General features: G+C 68.7%; 21 protein-coding genes. 8 read left to right on the plus strand and 13 right to left on the minus strand.

Annotated elements, in window-relative coordinates; genetic code table 11:
* Positions 1-15: 15 nt before the first annotated feature.
* Complete coding sequence (locus tag NA8_RS12205; RefSeq protein ID WP_063050501.1) at positions 16-612, plus strand: TetR/AcrR family transcriptional regulator; 597 nt, start codon at positions 16-18, stop codon at positions 610-612.
* 65 nt (positions 613-677) lie between these two features.
* Here the strand turns inward: NA8_RS12205 and NA8_RS12210 are convergent, their stop codons facing one another.
* A complete protein-coding gene (locus NA8_RS12210) occupies positions 678-1,121 on the minus strand; it encodes a TetR-like C-terminal domain-containing protein (protein ID WP_245663792.1) in 444 nt (147 codons plus the stop codon).
* Between NA8_RS12210 and NA8_RS12215 the strand changes: the two genes are divergently transcribed.
* Together NA8_RS12215 and NA8_RS12220 are read left to right on the plus strand one after the other, a co-directional pair.
* Entirely contained in the window at positions 1,099-1,761 is a 663-nt protein-coding gene (locus NA8_RS12215) for an NAD(P)-dependent oxidoreductase (protein WP_245663798.1), read from the plus strand. The two genes, NA8_RS12210 and NA8_RS12215, sit on opposite strands and share 23 nt — an antisense overlap.
* A 114-nt stretch (positions 1,762-1,875) precedes the next feature.
* Complete coding sequence (locus NA8_RS12220) at positions 1,876-2,415, plus strand: hypothetical protein (protein ID WP_157106659.1); 540 nt, start codon at positions 1,876-1,878, stop codon at positions 2,413-2,415.
* Between the two features lie 68 nt (positions 2,416-2,483).
* Here the strand turns inward: NA8_RS12220 and rpsA are convergent, their stop codons facing one another.
* Entirely contained in the window at positions 2,484-3,950 is a 1,467-nt protein-coding gene (gene rpsA / locus NA8_RS12225; protein WP_040866056.1) for a 30S ribosomal protein S1, read from the minus strand.
* A gap of 240 nt (positions 3,951-4,190) precedes the next feature.
* Here rpsA and NA8_RS12230 point away from each other — a divergent pair, with 240 nt between their 5' ends.
* The gene (locus NA8_RS12230) at positions 4,191-5,042 is read left to right on the plus strand and encodes a class I SAM-dependent methyltransferase (protein ID WP_063050503.1); all 852 of its coding nucleotides are present in this window, start codon (positions 4,191-4,193) and stop codon (positions 5,040-5,042) included.
* On the opposite strand, the gene NA8_RS12235 is transcribed toward NA8_RS12230, so the two are convergent.
* The 4 genes from NA8_RS12235 to NA8_RS12245 form a co-directional block, all read right to left on the minus strand.
* The gene (locus NA8_RS12235) at positions 5,020-5,328 is read right to left on the minus strand and encodes a hypothetical protein (protein WP_157106660.1); all 309 of its coding nucleotides are present in this window, start codon (positions 5,326-5,328) and stop codon (positions 5,020-5,022) included. The two genes, NA8_RS12230 and NA8_RS12235, sit on opposite strands and share 23 nt — an antisense overlap.
* A gap of 171 nt (positions 5,329-5,499) precedes the next feature.
* Positions 5,500-5,658 carry a type II toxin-antitoxin system antitoxin gene (locus NA8_RS34345; protein WP_168434213.1) on the minus strand — a complete coding sequence of 53 codons (159 nt, stop codon included), beginning with the start codon at positions 5,656-5,658 and terminating at the stop codon, positions 5,500-5,502.
* 12 nt (positions 5,659-5,670) lie between these two features.
* Positions 5,671-6,555 carry an SPFH domain-containing protein gene (locus NA8_RS12240; RefSeq protein ID WP_063050505.1) on the minus strand — a complete coding sequence of 295 codons (885 nt, stop codon included), beginning with the start codon at positions 6,553-6,555 and terminating at the stop codon, positions 5,671-5,673.
* A 78-nt stretch (positions 6,556-6,633) separates the two neighbouring features.
* A complete protein-coding gene (locus tag NA8_RS12245) occupies positions 6,634-7,995 on the minus strand; it encodes an FAD-binding oxidoreductase (protein WP_063050506.1) in 1,362 nt (453 codons plus the stop codon).
* Between the two features lie 71 nt (positions 7,996-8,066).
* Between NA8_RS12245 and NA8_RS12250 the strand changes: the two genes are divergently transcribed.
* Complete coding sequence (locus NA8_RS12250) at positions 8,067-8,966, plus strand: LysR family transcriptional regulator (protein WP_063050507.1); 900 nt, start codon at positions 8,067-8,069, stop codon at positions 8,964-8,966.
* 6 nt (positions 8,967-8,972) lie between these two features.
* On the opposite strand, the gene NA8_RS12255 is transcribed toward NA8_RS12250, so the two are convergent.
* From NA8_RS12255 to NA8_RS12270, 4 genes are all read right to left on the minus strand, one after another.
* Entirely contained in the window at positions 8,973-9,725 is a 753-nt protein-coding gene (locus NA8_RS12255; RefSeq protein WP_063050595.1) for an amino acid ABC transporter ATP-binding protein, read from the minus strand.
* A 32-nt stretch (positions 9,726-9,757) separates the two neighbouring features.
* Positions 9,758-10,717 (minus strand): amino acid ABC transporter permease, encoded by a 960-nt coding sequence (locus NA8_RS12260; protein WP_063050508.1) that lies wholly within the window; start codon positions 10,715-10,717, stop codon positions 9,758-9,760.
* Positions 10,718-10,720: 3 nt separating this feature from the next.
* Entirely contained in the window at positions 10,721-11,584 is an 864-nt protein-coding gene (locus tag NA8_RS12265) for an ABC transporter substrate-binding protein (RefSeq protein WP_245663799.1), read from the minus strand.
* 292 nt (positions 11,585-11,876) lie between these two features.
* Positions 11,877-12,971 (minus strand): isocitrate/isopropylmalate dehydrogenase family protein, encoded by a 1,095-nt coding sequence (locus NA8_RS12270; protein WP_063050510.1) that lies wholly within the window; start codon positions 12,969-12,971, stop codon positions 11,877-11,879.
* Between the two features lie 78 nt (positions 12,972-13,049).
* Here NA8_RS12270 and NA8_RS12275 point away from each other — a divergent pair, with 78 nt between their 5' ends.
* Both NA8_RS12275 and trxA read left to right on the plus strand, forming a co-directional pair.
* Positions 13,050-13,580, plus strand: coding sequence for a 2'-5' RNA ligase family protein (locus tag NA8_RS12275; RefSeq protein WP_063050511.1), 531 nt, complete (start codon positions 13,050-13,052; stop codon positions 13,578-13,580).
* A gap of 47 nt (positions 13,581-13,627) precedes the next feature.
* Positions 13,628-13,999 (plus strand): thioredoxin, encoded by a 372-nt coding sequence (trxA, locus tag NA8_RS12280; RefSeq protein ID WP_063050512.1) that lies wholly within the window; start codon positions 13,628-13,630, stop codon positions 13,997-13,999.
* A gap of 174 nt (positions 14,000-14,173) precedes the next feature.
* On the opposite strand, the gene NA8_RS12285 is transcribed toward trxA, so the two are convergent.
* Both NA8_RS12285 and NA8_RS12290 read right to left on the minus strand, forming a co-directional pair.
* Positions 14,174-14,611 (minus strand): 2-isopropylmalate synthase, encoded by a 438-nt coding sequence (locus NA8_RS12285; RefSeq protein ID WP_063050513.1) that lies wholly within the window; start codon positions 14,609-14,611, stop codon positions 14,174-14,176.
* A gap of 96 nt (positions 14,612-14,707) precedes the next feature.
* Positions 14,708-14,914, minus strand: coding sequence for a hypothetical protein (locus tag NA8_RS12290; RefSeq protein WP_157106661.1), 207 nt, complete (start codon positions 14,912-14,914; stop codon positions 14,708-14,710).
* Between the two features lie 123 nt (positions 14,915-15,037).
* Between NA8_RS12290 and NA8_RS12295 the strand changes: the two genes are divergently transcribed.
* Positions 15,038-15,352, plus strand: a complete 315-nt coding sequence (locus tag NA8_RS12295) for a DUF6191 domain-containing protein (protein ID WP_063050515.1) — start codon at positions 15,038-15,040, stop codon at positions 15,350-15,352.
* Between the two features lie 69 nt (positions 15,353-15,421).
* Here the strand turns inward: NA8_RS12295 and NA8_RS12300 are convergent, their stop codons facing one another.
* Positions 15,422-15,919, minus strand: a complete 498-nt coding sequence (locus NA8_RS12300) for a beta-class carbonic anhydrase (protein WP_063050516.1) — start codon at positions 15,917-15,919, stop codon at positions 15,422-15,424.
* Positions 15,920-16,097 lie beyond the last annotated feature (178 nt).

Raw genomic sequence — 16,097 nt, forward strand, 5'->3', positions numbered from 1 at the left:
ACGTAGACTGAATTCATGGATTCGATCCCCACGCGCGCTCAGCAACGCCGGAACACCGAGAACCGGATCCTGGCGGCGGCTGGCCGGCTGTTCGCGGAGATCGGATACGACCGGACGACCATCCGTGCCGTCGCGATGGAGGCGGACACCGATCCCAGCCTGGTGATGCGCTATTTCGGGTCCAAGGAGAATCTGTTCGCGCGCGTCGCGGTCTTCGCCGACGACCACCCGATCACCGGTACGCCGGAGCAGGTGGCCGAGCTCCTGCTCGACGCGCTCGCTATCAAACTCGCCGACCGGCCGGTCAACACCCTGGCGGCGATCCGCTCGATGCTCACCGTCCCGGAGGCCGCCGACGAGGTGCGCGCGGCCATGACCGCGCGCCAGCGCGAAGCGGCGGGGCAGCTCGACGACGACGAGGCGGACCTGCGCGCCGGGTTGCTCGGAGCCCTGACCATCGGTGTGGTGATCGGCCGCCACCTGCTCGAACTCGACGGGCTGCGCGACGCGCCGCCGCAACGGATCATCGCTTTGCTGCGGAACGCTTTTCACGACATCGCACATGGCCCCACCGAGCCGGAGTCACTCGCGACGGCACCGCAGGTCCGCTAGGTCACCGGCTCTCGTGGAGAGCCACTTCGGAGGCTCCGCGGACCCGCCTGCACCCGCGGGTTCACTCAAAGCCCGAGCGAGCGGACCAGGTCGCGCATTTCGGCGCGGAAAAGCTTTGCCGGGTCCTGGGATTGCGGGCGCAGATGGCCGTACACCTCGAGCGCGATCGGCCCGTGCATGCCGCCCCACATACGCAGCGCGAGGGCGAGTGCATCGGGCGGCAACTCCGGAAAGCCCGAGCGAACATGTGCGGCCAGATCCGCGTCGAAGTCGGACCACACGCAGTCGTCGACGGCTTGTGTCGCCGCGGCGTGTGGCCACGCGGCGGCCGCGAGGCCGACCAAGCCGGTGCACGCCCGCAATTCGGCCGCGGCGGCCGGCCCGCCCGGCGGGGGCCGATAGCCGGCGACCGGATCCCCGTAGATGAGCCGGAATTCGGCGGGCCGCTGCACCGCCCACGCGCGCACAGCCTCGGCCCAAGCCATGATGCGCCCGGCCGGATCCTCCATCGCCACGGCATCGCGCGCCGCACTGCGGCGGGGGCATCGGGTCACCGCCTTCACGCGTGATGCGGCGCGCTTCCCCGTCCGACGCGGAGCGGAGACGTGGGCGGTGGCCGACTGGCTGGACGCAGGCAGCATCGCGGACGCCATCGCCGGTCTCGACGTGGTCGTGAGCGCGGTGAACGCCGGGCACGGCATCGCCGGCACCATCGCCTCGGCCGACAACTTCGTGGTGGGCGCGCGGGCGATGGTCGCCGCGCTCGACCGGCAGCCGCGCGTCCGGCTGATCGCCGTGGGCGGGGCGGGCAGCTTGGAGGTCACGCCGGGCACGCAATTGCTGGACACCGGTGCGCAATTCACTCGCACCCTCACCGAAGTCCTCGACGTCCCCGCGGAGTACGCCCAGGTGGTGCGCGCGTTACGCGACGCCTTGAACATCTACCGGCTGTCCAACCGCAAGTGGACCTACCTGAGCCCCTCCTCGGGGCGAATCAATCCCGGCGAGCGCACAGGCCGCTTCCGGATCGGCGGTGATCAGCTTTTGGTCGGAGGCCCGGACATCTCAGCCGAAGACGTGGCCGTCGCGATCCTCGATGAAGCCGAACTGCCGCGTTTCGTGCAGCGCCGCTTCACCGTCGGCTACTGAGCGGACGGGTCGTACACGCCGTTTCTGTCGGACCCCTGCGGCACAATAGACAGTGTCGGACGTCGATCTGGTTGCCACGCAATGTAATCCGCAACCCGAGAGATAGAGGTCCCCATGCCCGACGTCCAAGCTTCGACGCCCGACCGACGCGCCGTGGACCACGAAGAGCTCGTGGCCTTCGCGGCCGAGATCGAGCGGCACCGGACTCTACTGCGCCACGCCGCGGAGGATTATCGGTGGCGCGTGGCCCAGCGGATCGAGCACTTGGACCCGTCGGACCAAGAGCCGTTTCTGCGGCAGGCGGAGCAATTCGTCGAGTCGCTGATGATCGACCCGATCCGGCACAGCACGCTGGATCTGGATGCTTACCGGGCCATCCGCGACGGCGTACCCGTGCGGTTCGACGCTGAACGCCGGGCCTACGTGTTGCGTCGTCCGGAGCGGGATCCGCTGGTGATCCGCCCCGGATTGCCGGAGCATCGGTTGGGCGTCATCGCCCGGCTGGCCTCGCTCGGGTTGCGGCTGGAGCAAATTCAGGTCGTCGCGCTCACCACCGCGCAGATGGTTGCGCCGCACGAGGCGGCGCGGCGGCCCGCCCACGTGCCACAAGTCAAACGCGGCACCACGAAACCCTCGCGCCGCGAGATCGTCTGACGAAGCAGCGAAACGACTGTGCCCCAACCGGAATCCGGTTGGGGCACAGTCGTTCGTACTGTTGCCGATCAGGCGTTGCCGGACAGCTTCTCACGCAGAGCCGCCAGCTGGGCGTCGCTCGCCAGCGAACCGCCGGCGGACTCGGCCTGGTTGGCGGAGGACTGCGAACCGCTCTCGGAGGAGTAGTTCGACGCGCCGCCGCCGTTCGCGGCCTCGGCCGCGGCGTCGGCCGCCATCTTCTCCATCTGCGCGGTGTGCATCTTGTGGCGACGCTCCGCCTCGGCGTAGCGGCCTTCCCACTCTTCGCGCTGCTTGTCGAAGCCCTCGAGCCACTCGTTGGTGTCGGGATCGAAGCCCTCGGGGAAGATGTAGTTTCCCTGCTCGTCGTAGCTGTCGGCCATGCCGTACTTCGACGGGTCGAACTCGGCGTGGTAGTCCTCGTTGGCCTGCTTGAGGCTCAGCGAGATCCGGCGACGCTCCAGGTCGATGTCGATGACCTTGACCATCGCGTCGTCGCCGACGGCCACGACCTGGTCCGGCACCTCGACGTGGCGCTCGGCCAGCTCGGAGATGTGCACCAGGCCCTCGATGCCCTCCTCGACGCGGACGAACGCGCCGAACGGAACGAGCTTGGTGACCTTGCCCGGCACGATCTGGCCGATCGCGTGGGTGCGGGCGAACTGACGCCACGGGTCTTCCTGGGTCGCCTTGAGCGACAGCGACACGCGCTCGCGATCCAGATCGACGTCGAGCACCTCGACGGTGACCTCGTTGCCGACCTCGACGACCTCGGACGGGTGGTCGATGTGCTTCCAGGACAGCTCGGAGACGTGCACCAGACCGTCCACGCCGCCCAGGTCGACGAAGGCGCCGAAGTTGACGATCGAGGAGACCACACCCTTGCGGACCTGGCCCTTCTGCAGCTGGTGCAGGAACTCGCTGCGGACCTCGGACTGGGTCTGCTCCAGCCACGCGCGGCGGGAAAGCACGACGTTGTTGCGGTTCTTGTCCAGCTCGATGATCTTGGCCTCGATCTCCTTGCCGACGTACGGCTGGAGATCGCGGACCCGGCGCATCTCGACCAACGACGCGGGCAGGAAGCCGCGCAGGCCGATGTCGAGGATCAGGCCGCCCTTGACGACCTCGATGACGGTGCCCTTGACGGCCTCGTCCTTCTCCTTGAGCTCCTCGATGGTGCCCCACGCACGCTCGTACTGCGCCCGCTTCTTCGACAGGATCAGGCGGCCTTCCTTGTCCTCCTTCGTGAGAACAAGGGCCTCGACCTCATCGCCCACGGAAACGACCTCATTGGGGTCGACGTCGTGCTTGATGGAGAGTTCGCGAGAGGGGATGACGCCTTCGGTCTTGTAACCGATGTCGAGCAGGACCTCGTCGCGATCGACCTTGACGATGGTTCCTTCGACGATGTCGCCGTCGTTGAAGTACTTGATCGTGGCGTCGATGGCGGCGAGGAAATCCTCGGCGGAGCCGATGTCGTTGACGGCTACCTGCGGCGAGGTGACGGTGGTGGGCATATGTCGGTTTGCTCCGGACGGATTGTGGTCGGTTGCGGACATTGGAACTTTCGGTACGCTGCGATCTCACCGCGAGGTGTGAAGACGGACACTTAGGAACGTACCGCACGCGACGCGCGTGAAACTCAGCACGGGTTGAACTTCGGTACGGTTGTACGGAAGACACTCGCGCGTTCAGCGTACGCGACCTCGGTCCGGGCGGGCAAACCGTCGGGTCGCCACGCCGATAGTCTGATCGGCGTGTCGGAAGATCGCCATGCGCAAGCAAACGCACTGCTCGGAACGACGGGGATCGCGCGGACCCGGATCGGATCGGCGGCCAGCAAGCTGGCCAGCCGGCGGTGGTGGGACGCCGACGCCGCCCAATACCACGAGACGCACGCGGAGTTCCTCGGCGTGGACTCCCCCGGCGGCGAGTTCGTGTGGTGCCCGGAGGGCCTGCACGAGGGCGATATGCGATTCCTCGGCGACGTCACCGGCAAGCTGGTGCTGGAGATCGGCTGCGGCTCCGCCCCGTGCGCTCGCTGGCTGGCCGGGCAGGGCGCGCGGCCGGTCGGGCTCGACCTGTCGCGGGGCATGCTCGAGCGGGGCCTGGCGGTGATGGCGCGCGGCGGCCCTCGAGTGCCGCTGGTGCAGGCGGACGCCGAGGCTCTTCCGTTCGCGGACGCGTCGTTCGATCTGGCCTGCTCGGCATTCGGCGCCGTGCCGTTCGTCGCCGATTCCGCGCTGGTGATGCGGGAGGTGGGGCGGGTGCTGCGGCCGGGCGGGCGCTGGGTCTTCTCGGTGAACCACCCGATGCGCTGGATCTTCCCGGACGATCCCGGTCCGGCGGGACTGACCGCCACCATCCCGTACTTCGACCGCACCCCGTACGTGGAGGTCGACGGCGACGACGTGCCCACCTACGTCGAGCACCACCGGACGATCGGCGACCGGGTCCGGGAGATCGTCGCGGCGGGACTGGTGGTGGAGGACATCGTCGAGCCGGAATGGCCGGAATGGCTCGACCGGGAATGGGGACAGTGGAGCCCGCTGCGCGGCGAGCTGTTCCCCGGCACCGCGATCTTCGTCACGAGGAAGCCCGGACGGTGAGGCGGCGGTCGTCGACCAGTTCGAGGATGGAGACCTCGTGGCTGACCAGCAGCATCTGCGTCCTCGGCAGGTCGATGAGCTGGCGCAAACCGTCCCGGAAGGCCTCGGCCTCCGCCGCGGTGTCGAAGTCGAGTTCGACGACCACCCGGTTGGGGTTGTGCGTGAATCGCGCCACGCGGCAGTTGCGGGCTCCCGCCTCCGCGAAGTACTGCTCGAGACCGTCGAACGCCGGCTTCCACGTGTCGTAGTCGCGCACGGTGTCGTCGATGTGCACAATCGTGGTCATCATTGCCCCTTTCGGTGATTGCCGCCCCTTTCGGTGATTGCCCCTTTCGGTGATTGCCGCCCCTTTCGGTGATTGCCCCTTTCGGTGCGGACAGCAGGACAGTCGCTGACACCTAGCCAGTCTTCGCGCCATGGGGCCGGGGCACCATCTCTGATCGGTATCGAGGTCGTGTCACTGCGACTTCGGTTTGCGCCCGGCCTGCTCCAGCGCCAGACGGAGCGCGTACTCGATCTGGGCGTTGATACTGCGCAGGTCGTCGGCCGCCCACTTCGCGATGGCGTCGTGGACGGCCGGGTCCAGGCGTAGCAGCAGTTTCTTGCGCTCAGCCATGGGCCGCCCGCCTCACGAGTACAGCGAACCGGCGTTGACGACGGGCTGGGTGGCGCGATCACCGCACAGCACGACGAGCAGGTTCGACACCATCGCCGCCTTGCGTTCCTCGTCCAGTTCCACCACGCCCTGCTGGGCGAGCCGCTCCAGCGCCAGGCCGACCATGCCGACGGCGCCCTCGACGATCCGGGTCCGCGCGGCGACCACCTGGGCGGCCTGCTGGCGGACCAGCATGGCCTGGGCGATCTCGGGCGCGTAGGCGAGGTGGGTGATCCGCGCCTCCAGCACTTCGATACCCGCCATCTCGGTGCGGTCACGCAGTTCGACGGTCAGCTCCTCGGCCACTTCGGCGCCGTCGCGCAGGCTGGTGCGGTCCGCTTCGTGCGCGTCGTAGGGATGCGTCGTGGCGAGGTGCCGGACGGCGGCCTCGGACTGGGTCTCGACGTACTCCTCGTAGTCGTCGACGGCGAAGGCGGCCTTGAAGCTGTCCACCACCCGGTAGACGACCACCGCGGCGATCTCCACCGGGTTGCCGTCGGCGTCGTTGACCTTGAGCTTCTGGGTCTCGAAGTTCCGCACGCGCAGCGAGATGCTCTTGCGGTCGGTCAGCGGGAGCACCGAGAAGAGACCCGGCTCGCTCACCGAGCCGATGTAGCGGCCGAAGAATTGCACCACTTTGGCCTCGTTCGGGTTGACCACGGTCAATCCGGTCGCCGCCAGCAGCAAGACGACGACCACGACGATCGCCGCCACCGCGCCGACCACGGCGAAGGCGTTGTCGTGCCGGGCGCTCGCGACTAAGCCGAGCACCGCCGCGCCGCCGAACAAGAGGGTGAGCACGAACCACCCCAGCAGCACGAGGAAACCGTTGACGTGGAACGCGGGTCGAAACTGCATGACATCCTCCGAATATCAAAGTGATATCACGAAGATACCATGACGCCGCCGCGCCACACCAGGCGCGGCGGCGGGAGATCACCCGGCGTGCGGCCGGATGTTGCGGTTGAAGCGGAACAGGTTGCGCGGATCGTGCCGGGCCTTGAGCACGGCCAGCCGGGCGTAGGTGTCCGGCCGATAACCCGCGCGGGTCTGCGCCTCGTCCGCGTCGGCGCCCGCGCCGTAGAGGAAATTGAGGCTGTGGCCCAGCGTCCACGGCGTCAGCGCGGCCCGGATGCCGGCTCGGGCCGCGGCGCCATCCGGGCCCGTGATGATCCGCACGACGTAGGCGGCTTCGCGATGGTCCACCGCGATTCCGGCGTCGCTCGCACGAGCCAGCGCGCCACCGAGGTGACGGACGTCGACAACCGCTCCGGCGCCGGATTCCGGCCCCGCGACCTCGAGCAACGCCGCAGCCGTCTCCTCGGTGAACTCGCCGAGCAGTGCGTTGGTGGCAGCGTAGGCATGCGGATGGTCGGGGTCGCTGTGAATGGTGTGCGACTCGGTGTACGGCATCGCGCGCAGGTCGTCCTTCAGTCGTTCCCCGACCGCTCGCAGCGGTGCGACCAGCCGTTCGCCTTCCTCGGCGGGACCGCTGTACGCGATGCGGATCGAGGCCACGTACCGCCCGCGCAACGGTGCGGGTACCTGCGGGAGGTCCGGGAAGGCGAGCATGCTCACCGTCGAGGTCAATTCTTCCGGCACGGTCGCGGTCCAGCGCCGCCACGCGTGCAGCGCCCGCTCGACCAGCGGCGTGTCGAACACGAGTTGTCCGCCGTAGACCGTCGTGACCGGGACCAGCCCGACCTCCAGCGCCGTCACCACGCCGAAGTTGCCTCCGCTGCCCAGAACGGCGCCGAACAGTTCGTCCTCCGGTGTCAGCGTGCGCACCCGGCCGTCGGCGGTGACCAGCTCGATCGTCCGCACGTACTCGGCCGCGTACCCGAACCGGCGCGCGAGCAGCCCGACTCCCCCGCCGAGCAGATAGCCCACCACACCGACCGACGGCGACGAACCGTTCAACGGCGCGAGCCCGTGCTCGGCCGCGGCCTCGACCAGCGCGCCCGCGCGGACCCCAGCGCCGACGTACGCGGTCCGGCGGGCCGGATCGATCCGGATGCCGGTCATCCGCCGGGTGCTGATCAGCACGCCGCCGTCCGTGGCGACGGACAGGCCGTGGCCGGTGGCCTGCACCGCGATCGGCAGTTCGCGGCGCGCGGCGTACTCCACGGCGGCGCGCACATCCTCGGCGTGTACGGCGCCGACGATCACCTCGGGCCGGTGCGTGTAGGCGGTCTGGAAGCCGGCGATCTCCGCGTCATAACCCTCGTCGCCCGGACGGAAGACCGGGCCGGCGAAGATGACGGCGTTTTCCTTGGCTTCTGCGGCGTCGTTTCCCATGACTTCGACCCTGCTGCACGGGTGGGAAGAAGTAAAACAGATAGTTCTTCTTATTCCTATAATGGTTGCTTATGGAATTGCGACAGCTGCGCTACTTCGTCGCGGTCGCCCAGGAGGCGAGCTTCACTCGCGCGGCGGCACGGCTGCACTTGGCCCAGCCCGGGCTCAGCGCGCAGATCCGGCAATTGGAACGCGAACTCGGCCACCCACTCCTGGACCGTGGCGGTCGCGCGGTCACTCCGACCGAGGTCGGCGCGGCCGTCCTCCCGCACGCGCGGGCGGCGCTGGCCGCCACCGAGCGGATCACGCACACGGTGCACGAGTTCACCGGCTTGCTGCGCGGCCAGGTGCGGATCGGGCTGATCTCCGGGGCGGCGGTCGAGGAATTCGACGTCGCCGCCGTGCTCGCCGATTTCCACCACGACCACCCGCAGATCGGTATCAGCCTGACCGAGGACACCTCCGAGCGGATGCTCGCCGCGCTCGGCCGCGGTGAGCTGGATATGGCCCTGATCGGGATGACCGGCGCGGAACTCGATCCGGCCATCGGCATCGACGTGGTGCTGGAGACGGCGGTGGTGGCGGCGGTGGCAGCGGCGGACCCCGGCTACGGCGCCGAGGTCGCGCTCACCGCGCTGCGGGATCGCCCACTGATCTGCCTCACGCCGGGCACCGGCATCCGCGGCGTCTTCGAGCGAGCCTGCGCGGCGGCCGGATTCGAGCCCGGGATCGCCTACGAGGCGGCGGCACCGGCTCTGCTGCTGCGCCTCGCCGCACGCGGTCTCGGCGTCGCCGTCGTACCCGAACTCACCGCCGAGGAGGCCGCGGCTTTCGGCGTGCGGACCGTCCGCATCGTCGAGCCGGAGCTGCGCGGGCGCCTGGCGCTGGCCTGGCGCACCGACCGTCCCGCGAGCCCGGCGGCCAAAGTGCTGCTCGGGCAGCTGCGCCTCGCCCTGCGTGCCGACGCGTGAGCCGGCTCAGAGCAGGCGCGAGAGGAACGCCTTGGTGCGCTCGTGCCGCGGATCGGCCAGTAGCTCCCGGGGCGCTCCCGCTTCCACGACCACGCCGCCGTCCATGAAGACCAGCTGATCGGCGACCTCGCGGGCGAAGCCCATCTCGTGGGTCACCACGACCATCGTCATGCCCGAGCGGGCGAGTTCCCGCATGACCGTGAGGACCTCCCCGACCAGCTCCGGATCCAGCGCGGAGGTCGGCTCGTCGAACAGCATGAGCTTGGGGTCCATGGCCAGCGCACGGGCGATCGCCACCCGCTGCTGCTGACCGCCGGACAGCTGCGCCGGGTAGGCGTTCGCCTTGTCCGCCAAGCCGACCCGGTCCAGCAGTTCCCGCGCCCTGGTCACCGCGTCGGCCTTGCGCAGCTTCTTCACCTGGGTGGGCGCCTCGATGACGTTCTCCAGCGCGGTCCGGTGCGGGAACAGGTTGAAGTGCTGGAACACCATGCCGATCTCGCGGCGCTGCTTGGCCGCGTCGCGCGGGTGCATCTCGTAGAGTTTGCCGTTCTTCTCCCGGTAGCCCACGATCTCGCCGTCGACGTAGAGCCGGCCCGCGTTCACTTGTTCCAGGTGATTGATGCAGCGCAGGAAGGTGGACTTGCCCGAGCCGGACGGCCCGATCAGGCACAGCACCTCGCCGCGGCCCACCTCGAGGGACACGCCCTTGAGCACCTGCAGCGCGCCGAAGTTCTTGCAGACCCGGTCCGCGACGATCATCGGAGCAGCGGTGGTCTTCTCGACATTCACGCTCATTTCGCCTTCTCCACCTGCTGAGCGTCGGCGAGTTCCTGCAGCTGCTTGCCGGTCAGCCTGCGGGAGACGCCGCGCGAGTAGTAGCGCTCCAAGTAGTACTGCCCGACCATGAGCACACTCGTGATGGCCAAGTACCAGGTGGCGGCGACCAGCAACAGCGGGATGGGCTGGAAGTTCACGCCGTAGATGTCGCGCGCCCGGCCGAACAGATCGGTGCTCAGCGGGATGCCGGTGACCAGCGAGGTGGTCTTCAGCATGCCGATGAGCTCGTTGCCGGTCGGCGGGATGATCACACGCATGGCCTGGGGCAGCACCGTGCGGCGCATCGTCTGGCCCCACGACATGCCGAGGGCCAACGATGCCTCCCGCTGCCCCTCACCGACGGAATTGATTCCGGCCCGGACGATTTCGGCCATGTACGCGGCTTCGTTGAGGCCGAGGCCGAGCACCGCGAAGGCGAACGCGGCCTGCAGGTGCTGCACGTCGAACTCGAAGAACTGCGGCCCGAACGGAACGCCCAGGTGGATCTGCCGGTACAGCGAGGGGACCAACCCCCAGAACACCAGCTGCACGAACACCGGGGTGCCGCGGAAGATCCAGAGATACACCCACGCCGTGCTGCGCAACACCGGGTTCGGCGACAGCCGCATCACGGCGAGCGTCGTGCCGAGCGCGACCGCGATCGCCATCGCGCACACGGTCAGTTCCAGCGTCACGAGGGCGCCCGCGGTGATCCGGGTGTCGAACAGGTATTTCCCGTAGGTATCCCAGCGATAGGCCGGGTTCGTCGCCGCGCCGTAGACGAACAGCGCCACCAAGACGAGGATGACCGCCGCCGCTATCCAGCGCCCCGGCCTGCGCAGCGGAACCGCTTTGATCGGCTCCGGCTCCCGCGCCTGGTCCGCTCCGCCGGGCCTGGGATCGCCGGGCGCCGGCCGAGTGTCGTCGTCCGCCATCGATCAGCTCACAGCGCCGTTGACGACGGACTTGGTGATGGCGCCTTCCTGGACGCCCCAGTTCTTCGTGATCTCGAGGTACTTGCCGGTGTCGATCAGGTGCTGGACCGCTTTCTGCAGCACGGCGGCCAGCGGCGCGCCCTTGGGCACCGCCCAGCCATAGGGCGCGGAGTCGAACACCGGGCCCGCGTTCTCGATCTTGCCGCCGCTCTGCTTGATCGCGTACGCCGTCACCGGGGAGTCGGCCGACATGGCGTCGACCTGACCGAGCACCAGCGCGTTGGTCGCGGCGCTCTGCTCGTCGAACGGCTTGATGTCGATGGCGGGCTTGCCCTCGGCGACGCACTTGGCGCTCTTGGCGGGCACCTCGTCGGTGTGCTCCACCGTGGTGGCCTGCACGGCGACCTTCTTGCCGCAAGCGTTCTCCGGGTCGACCGGCTTGCCCTTCTGCTGGGCCCACTGGACGCCCGCGTTGAAGTAGGTGGTGAAGTCGACCTGCTGCTCGCGTTCCTTGGAGTCGGTGATCGACGACATGCCCACGTCGTAGGTTCCGGCCTGGATGGAGGGGATGATCTTCTCGAAGGCCGACTCGACGTATTCGGCCTCGACGCCGAGCACGGAAGCGACCGCGTCCATCAGATCCACATCGAAGCCGACGATCCGGCCGCTCGCGTCCTTGTACTCGTTCGGCTGATAGGGGATGTTCACGCCGACGGCGAGCTTGCCGGACTGTTTTATCTTGTCGGGGAGTTGCGCGGCGATCTCGTCGACTTTGTCCACCTGCACCTTGGCCGCCGAGGGTCCGGTGTCCTCGGTGTTCGTAGTACAGCCCGTCAGCACCAACGCACCCGCGGCGAGCGCACCCATGGTGGCTCGCAGGGCGCGCCTGCCGAGAAACGAACGATCAGACACAACAGCCCTCCACATTTCGGCTCCACGCAACCCGGGCGTCATCACCCGTTTGGCAATCTAAGCGACCGGGACGCTCCGCGCTGGACAGTAATGCAACAGCAACACGACCGGTCGCGCCGTCCGATGCCGGTTCACCGGCGGGACACCCTACCTTCCTCATCACTGACCTGCGAATTCAGGACCGGGTGCGGGCCGTGCGGCGCTCCGGGCGAGCGAACGCCGACGGCGTACGAATGACCGGGTCCGGCTACCGGCGGTGCACCCTGGCGCACACCTGCTCGGTGAATTCACTGGTGGAGGCCAGTCCCCCGAGGTCGGCGGTGGCGATGCCCGCCTCGAAGGTCGCGGCCACGGCCCGCTCGATCCGCTCACCCGCCCGCGCCAAGGTCACCTCGGCGTCCCGGGTTGCCAGCCAGCGCAACAGCATCGCCGACGACAACTGCAGCGCCGCCGGGTTCGCCCGGTTGTGCCCGGCCAGCGACGGCGCCGCGCCGTGCACCGCCTGCGCCATCGCCGTGGTGGCCGAACAGTTCAGCGACGCGGCCAGCCCGAGCGATCCGCTCAGTTCCCCGGCCAGGTCGGACAGGATGTCACCGAACAGGTTCTCGGTGACCAGGACGTCGTAATCGGCGGCGGCTCGGACCAGGTGCGCGGCCGCCGCGTCGACGTGTTCGTCGTCCACCTCGATCCCCGGGTACGCCTGGCCGATCTCGTGGCAGACGTCGCGGAACAGCCCCATCGTCAGCGGCAAAACATTGGCCTTGTGCACGATGGTCACCCGCTTGCGGCGGGTCGCGGCCAGCCGGAAAGCCTGGTGCGCGATCCGCTCGCAGGCCGCACGGGTCACCAGCCCCACCGACATCGCGACATCCGGCGTCGGCCGGAACTCCCCCGAGCCGGCGAACATGTTGCGGTCGGCGTAGAACCCTTCGCTGTTCTCCCGGACGATCACCAGGTCGATATCCGGCGCCACCGCGTGCACACCGGCGAAGGCCCGCGCGGGACGGATGTTGGCGTAGAGGCCGAAATGCTTGCGGATAAGGCCGCCGGGCGCGACACGATGTTCGGCCGGATAGGACGCGTTGTCGTGCGGGCCGAGAATCCACGCGTCCACTCCGGCCAACTCCTCGAGTGTCCGCTCGGGCAGTGGGGCGCCGAACTCGGCGATGGCGCGATGCCCCATGAGCAGCGGCACCCACTCGACCGGCGCGGCTCCCGCCGCGGCCATCGCCTCGTCGACCACCTGCCCGGCTGCTCGCACCACCTCGGGGCCGATCCCGTCGCCATCGATCAGGCCGAGCCGCAGCGCCCGGTTCCGGCGGGGTTGGTTCGCGTCGTTCACCGGAACATCCTCCCGCCGGCGCGCCGTGCTGCCGGAAGCGGCCCGCGGACACGCCGATCGCGGTTACCTTCGGGGACCATGGTGCAGTCGGTCGAACTACTCCTCGACGAGGCCGCCGACACCGAGATCCGCCGGCAGTGGCAACTGCTCGCGGAGGCCGGTGTGCGGAGCCTCGCCGCGCGCACCGACGAGTCCAATCGTCCGCACATCACCGCCGCGGTGGCCAGGCAGATCTGGCCGCGCATCGAGCAGGCGCTGGACGAGCAGGTGTTCGCGCCGATCCCGGTACGGCTCGGTGGCGTGGTGGTCTTCGGTGCGCGCCGTCCCATCCTGGTGCGGCTGGTGGTTCCGACCGAGGCGCTGCTCACCCTGCACCGCCGGATCTTCCACACGATCTCCCCGTGCCCCGGCGTACCGGCCAACGTGCAACCGGACGCGTGGACCCCGCACATCACCCTGGCCAGGCGCGTGCCGCCGCACCAACTCGGCGAGGCGATCCACGCCGTCGCCAGGGACCGGGATTTTCCGGCGACCGTGCTGGGTATCCGTCGATGGGACGGGGATCAGCGGCGCGAGTGGCCGGTCGGCCGGATCCGCCGTGGAAGATAACCGGAGCAGCCCGCGTTGTAGCAGGCACACCGAAACGAGAGGACGTCATGGCCACCCAGACGCTGACCCAGCAGAATTTCGACGAGGTAGTCACCGGAAACGACGTGGTAGTCGTCGATTTCTGGGCCGATTGGTGCGGTCCGTGCAAGAGTTTCGCACCGACTTTCGAGGCCTCCTCCGACAAGCACCCCGACGTGGTGCACGGAAAGGTCGACACCGAATCCGAGCAGGGCCTCGCGGCGGCCGCCAACATCCGCTCCATCCCGACGATCATGGCTTTCCGGGAGGGCGTGCTGGTGTTCGCGCAGCCCGGCGCACTGCCGCCCGCGGCGCTCGAGGATCTGGTGACCCAGGTCAAGGCGCTGGACATGGACGAGGTGCGCAAGCAGATCGCCGAGCAGCAGCAGGCCGCCGAGTAGCAGACCCACGGTGGACCATGCGGCGGGATAGGCCTTGCGCCGCAAGGGTATTCATTCGGGCCCGGATATCGACGCGTGCAAGCGCCAGTCCGTATCCGGGCCCGCCTGCACGTCCGGGGCCGGCCAGCGTCCAACCGCGGGACGTGATGCCGCCCCGCGGCCGGACGCCGGATCTCAGGACACGCCGAGCAGATTGACGCCCGCGATCATGGCGCGGACCGTCGACTCGGCGCCGTCGTCCGCGATCGCCGCGCCCCAGCCGCGCCTGCCGTTGCATTCGCACTGCACGAACGTGGCGGTGCCCTCCGCGGTGCGCCGCTGGTGGAATTGCAGGATCTCCACGGGATAGCCCTCCTCGTAGAGGGCAGAGGTCATCGCCGCGACGGGGCTGCCGGTGGCGATGACGGTCCGCAGATGGCCTGTGAACTCCAGCGTGGCGGTGAACTCCGCGGTCCTTGCGCCCGCGGGCGACCATTCGCCGAGGCGAATCGGACCGCCGTGCGCACAGTAGCGGCTGTGGAACTGCGCCGAGGTCAGGCCAGCCGCTTCGGCACGTAGGGCCTTGGGAGCGGCGGCGCGGAACAGGTCTGTATCAAGAGTCAGAATGGTCATTGAAAGTAGGTCTTCCCGAATAATGTCGTGGCTCAGTTGACAGAGGGGACCAGCACTAACAAGTGGAAAAGCCCGCAGCGAGGGGGCCGGCCCGGATCAGACCCCGCTACGGCGGGCTACTACGAGAACTCGGGGAAGCGGCGCCACCGTCGCGGTGAGCGGAAGTAGCTCGGCGCGAACCTCGGACTCGGAGGCGGTAGCCTGCGCAGCCACGGAGGGCCCGATGAGCGACGCCGAAAGCAGAGCGCTGTCGCGGTCTGCGACGGTGAGCGCTGCACTGCGGCGGTCGGCGGGATTCGGCACGGCATCGAGGATAGGGACATCGCGGCGCAATAGCAACCACATCCGATGCCCGATTTGTCTACTGACGAGTACCATCTGTGCAGTTCAGGACGTTGCGGCCGGTACGAGGGTAGCGTCGGTGACATGGGTCTCCTCGTGGCCATGACCATTCCGGGTCTGGCGGTGCTGCTCATCCTCCTGGCCTTCGCCGAAGTGGCCTGGAACAAGCTGACCGGCAGCCGAGCACTGCCCTGGACTCGCACGCGATCCGGCCGTCCGGTGGCGGCCGCGGGCTTCGAGGAGGTCACGGCGGTCTTCCAGGGCGGCAAGCACCGCGAGTTCGAGCAGCGCCTGACGACGCTGATGCACCGGGAGGACCTCTCCGACGGCGCGCCGCCGCGCGACGAGGTGGACCTCACAGCAGGTTCGGCGCGCCTCGTGCCGCACCGTCTCTCGTGAAACACGCCACAACACAGTGAGATCCGGCGATTCACACCCGGATCTCACTGCGGTAGTGGGGAATTCGCCTTACTGACGGCGAAGAACCTCGTTCAGCTTGCCGGTGGCCACGTCGAACACGAAACCGCGGATCGAGTCCTTGTGCGGCACGAACGGGCTGGCGACGATGCGCGCGATCGACTGCCGCACATCGGTTTCCGGGTCGGAGAACGACTCCGCCGACCAGTCCGGCTTGATGCCGGTCTCCTCCTGGATGCTCGCCTTGAAGTCGTCGTCGGTGAAGGTGAGCATGCCGCAATCGGTGTGGTGGATCAGGATGATCTCCCGGGTCCCGAGCAGTCGCTGGCTGATCGCCAGCGAGCGGATCTCGTCGGAGGTGATCACGCCGCCCGCGTTGCGGATGACGTGCGCCTCGCCCTCGGCCAGGCCGAGCGCGCCGTAGACGTTCAGCCGCGCGTCCATGCACGCGACCACGGCCACGCCCTTCGAGGGCGGTAGCGGCAGCGGGCCTCGGAAGGTGCTCGCGTAGGCCGCGTTGTTCGCCAGGTACTCCTCGGTGACAGTCATGGGCCATCCCCTGCGCTCGGTATGCGTGAATCCCTCTGTACGACCAGCCCCACGGTAGGTGGCCGCGCGGCACGGGACATCCGTCCCGTTCACCGTGATTCGTTTACTTGCACGCGGTGGCCCGATGGTAGCTCTCCGGATGCCGGATGCCGGGCCCCTGCGGTCGGGCACGGCATGT

Source organism: Nocardia arthritidis NBRC 100137 (assembly GCF_001612765.1).
GTDB classification, from domain to species: Bacteria; Actinomycetota; Actinomycetes; order Mycobacteriales; family Mycobacteriaceae; genus Nocardia; species Nocardia arthritidis.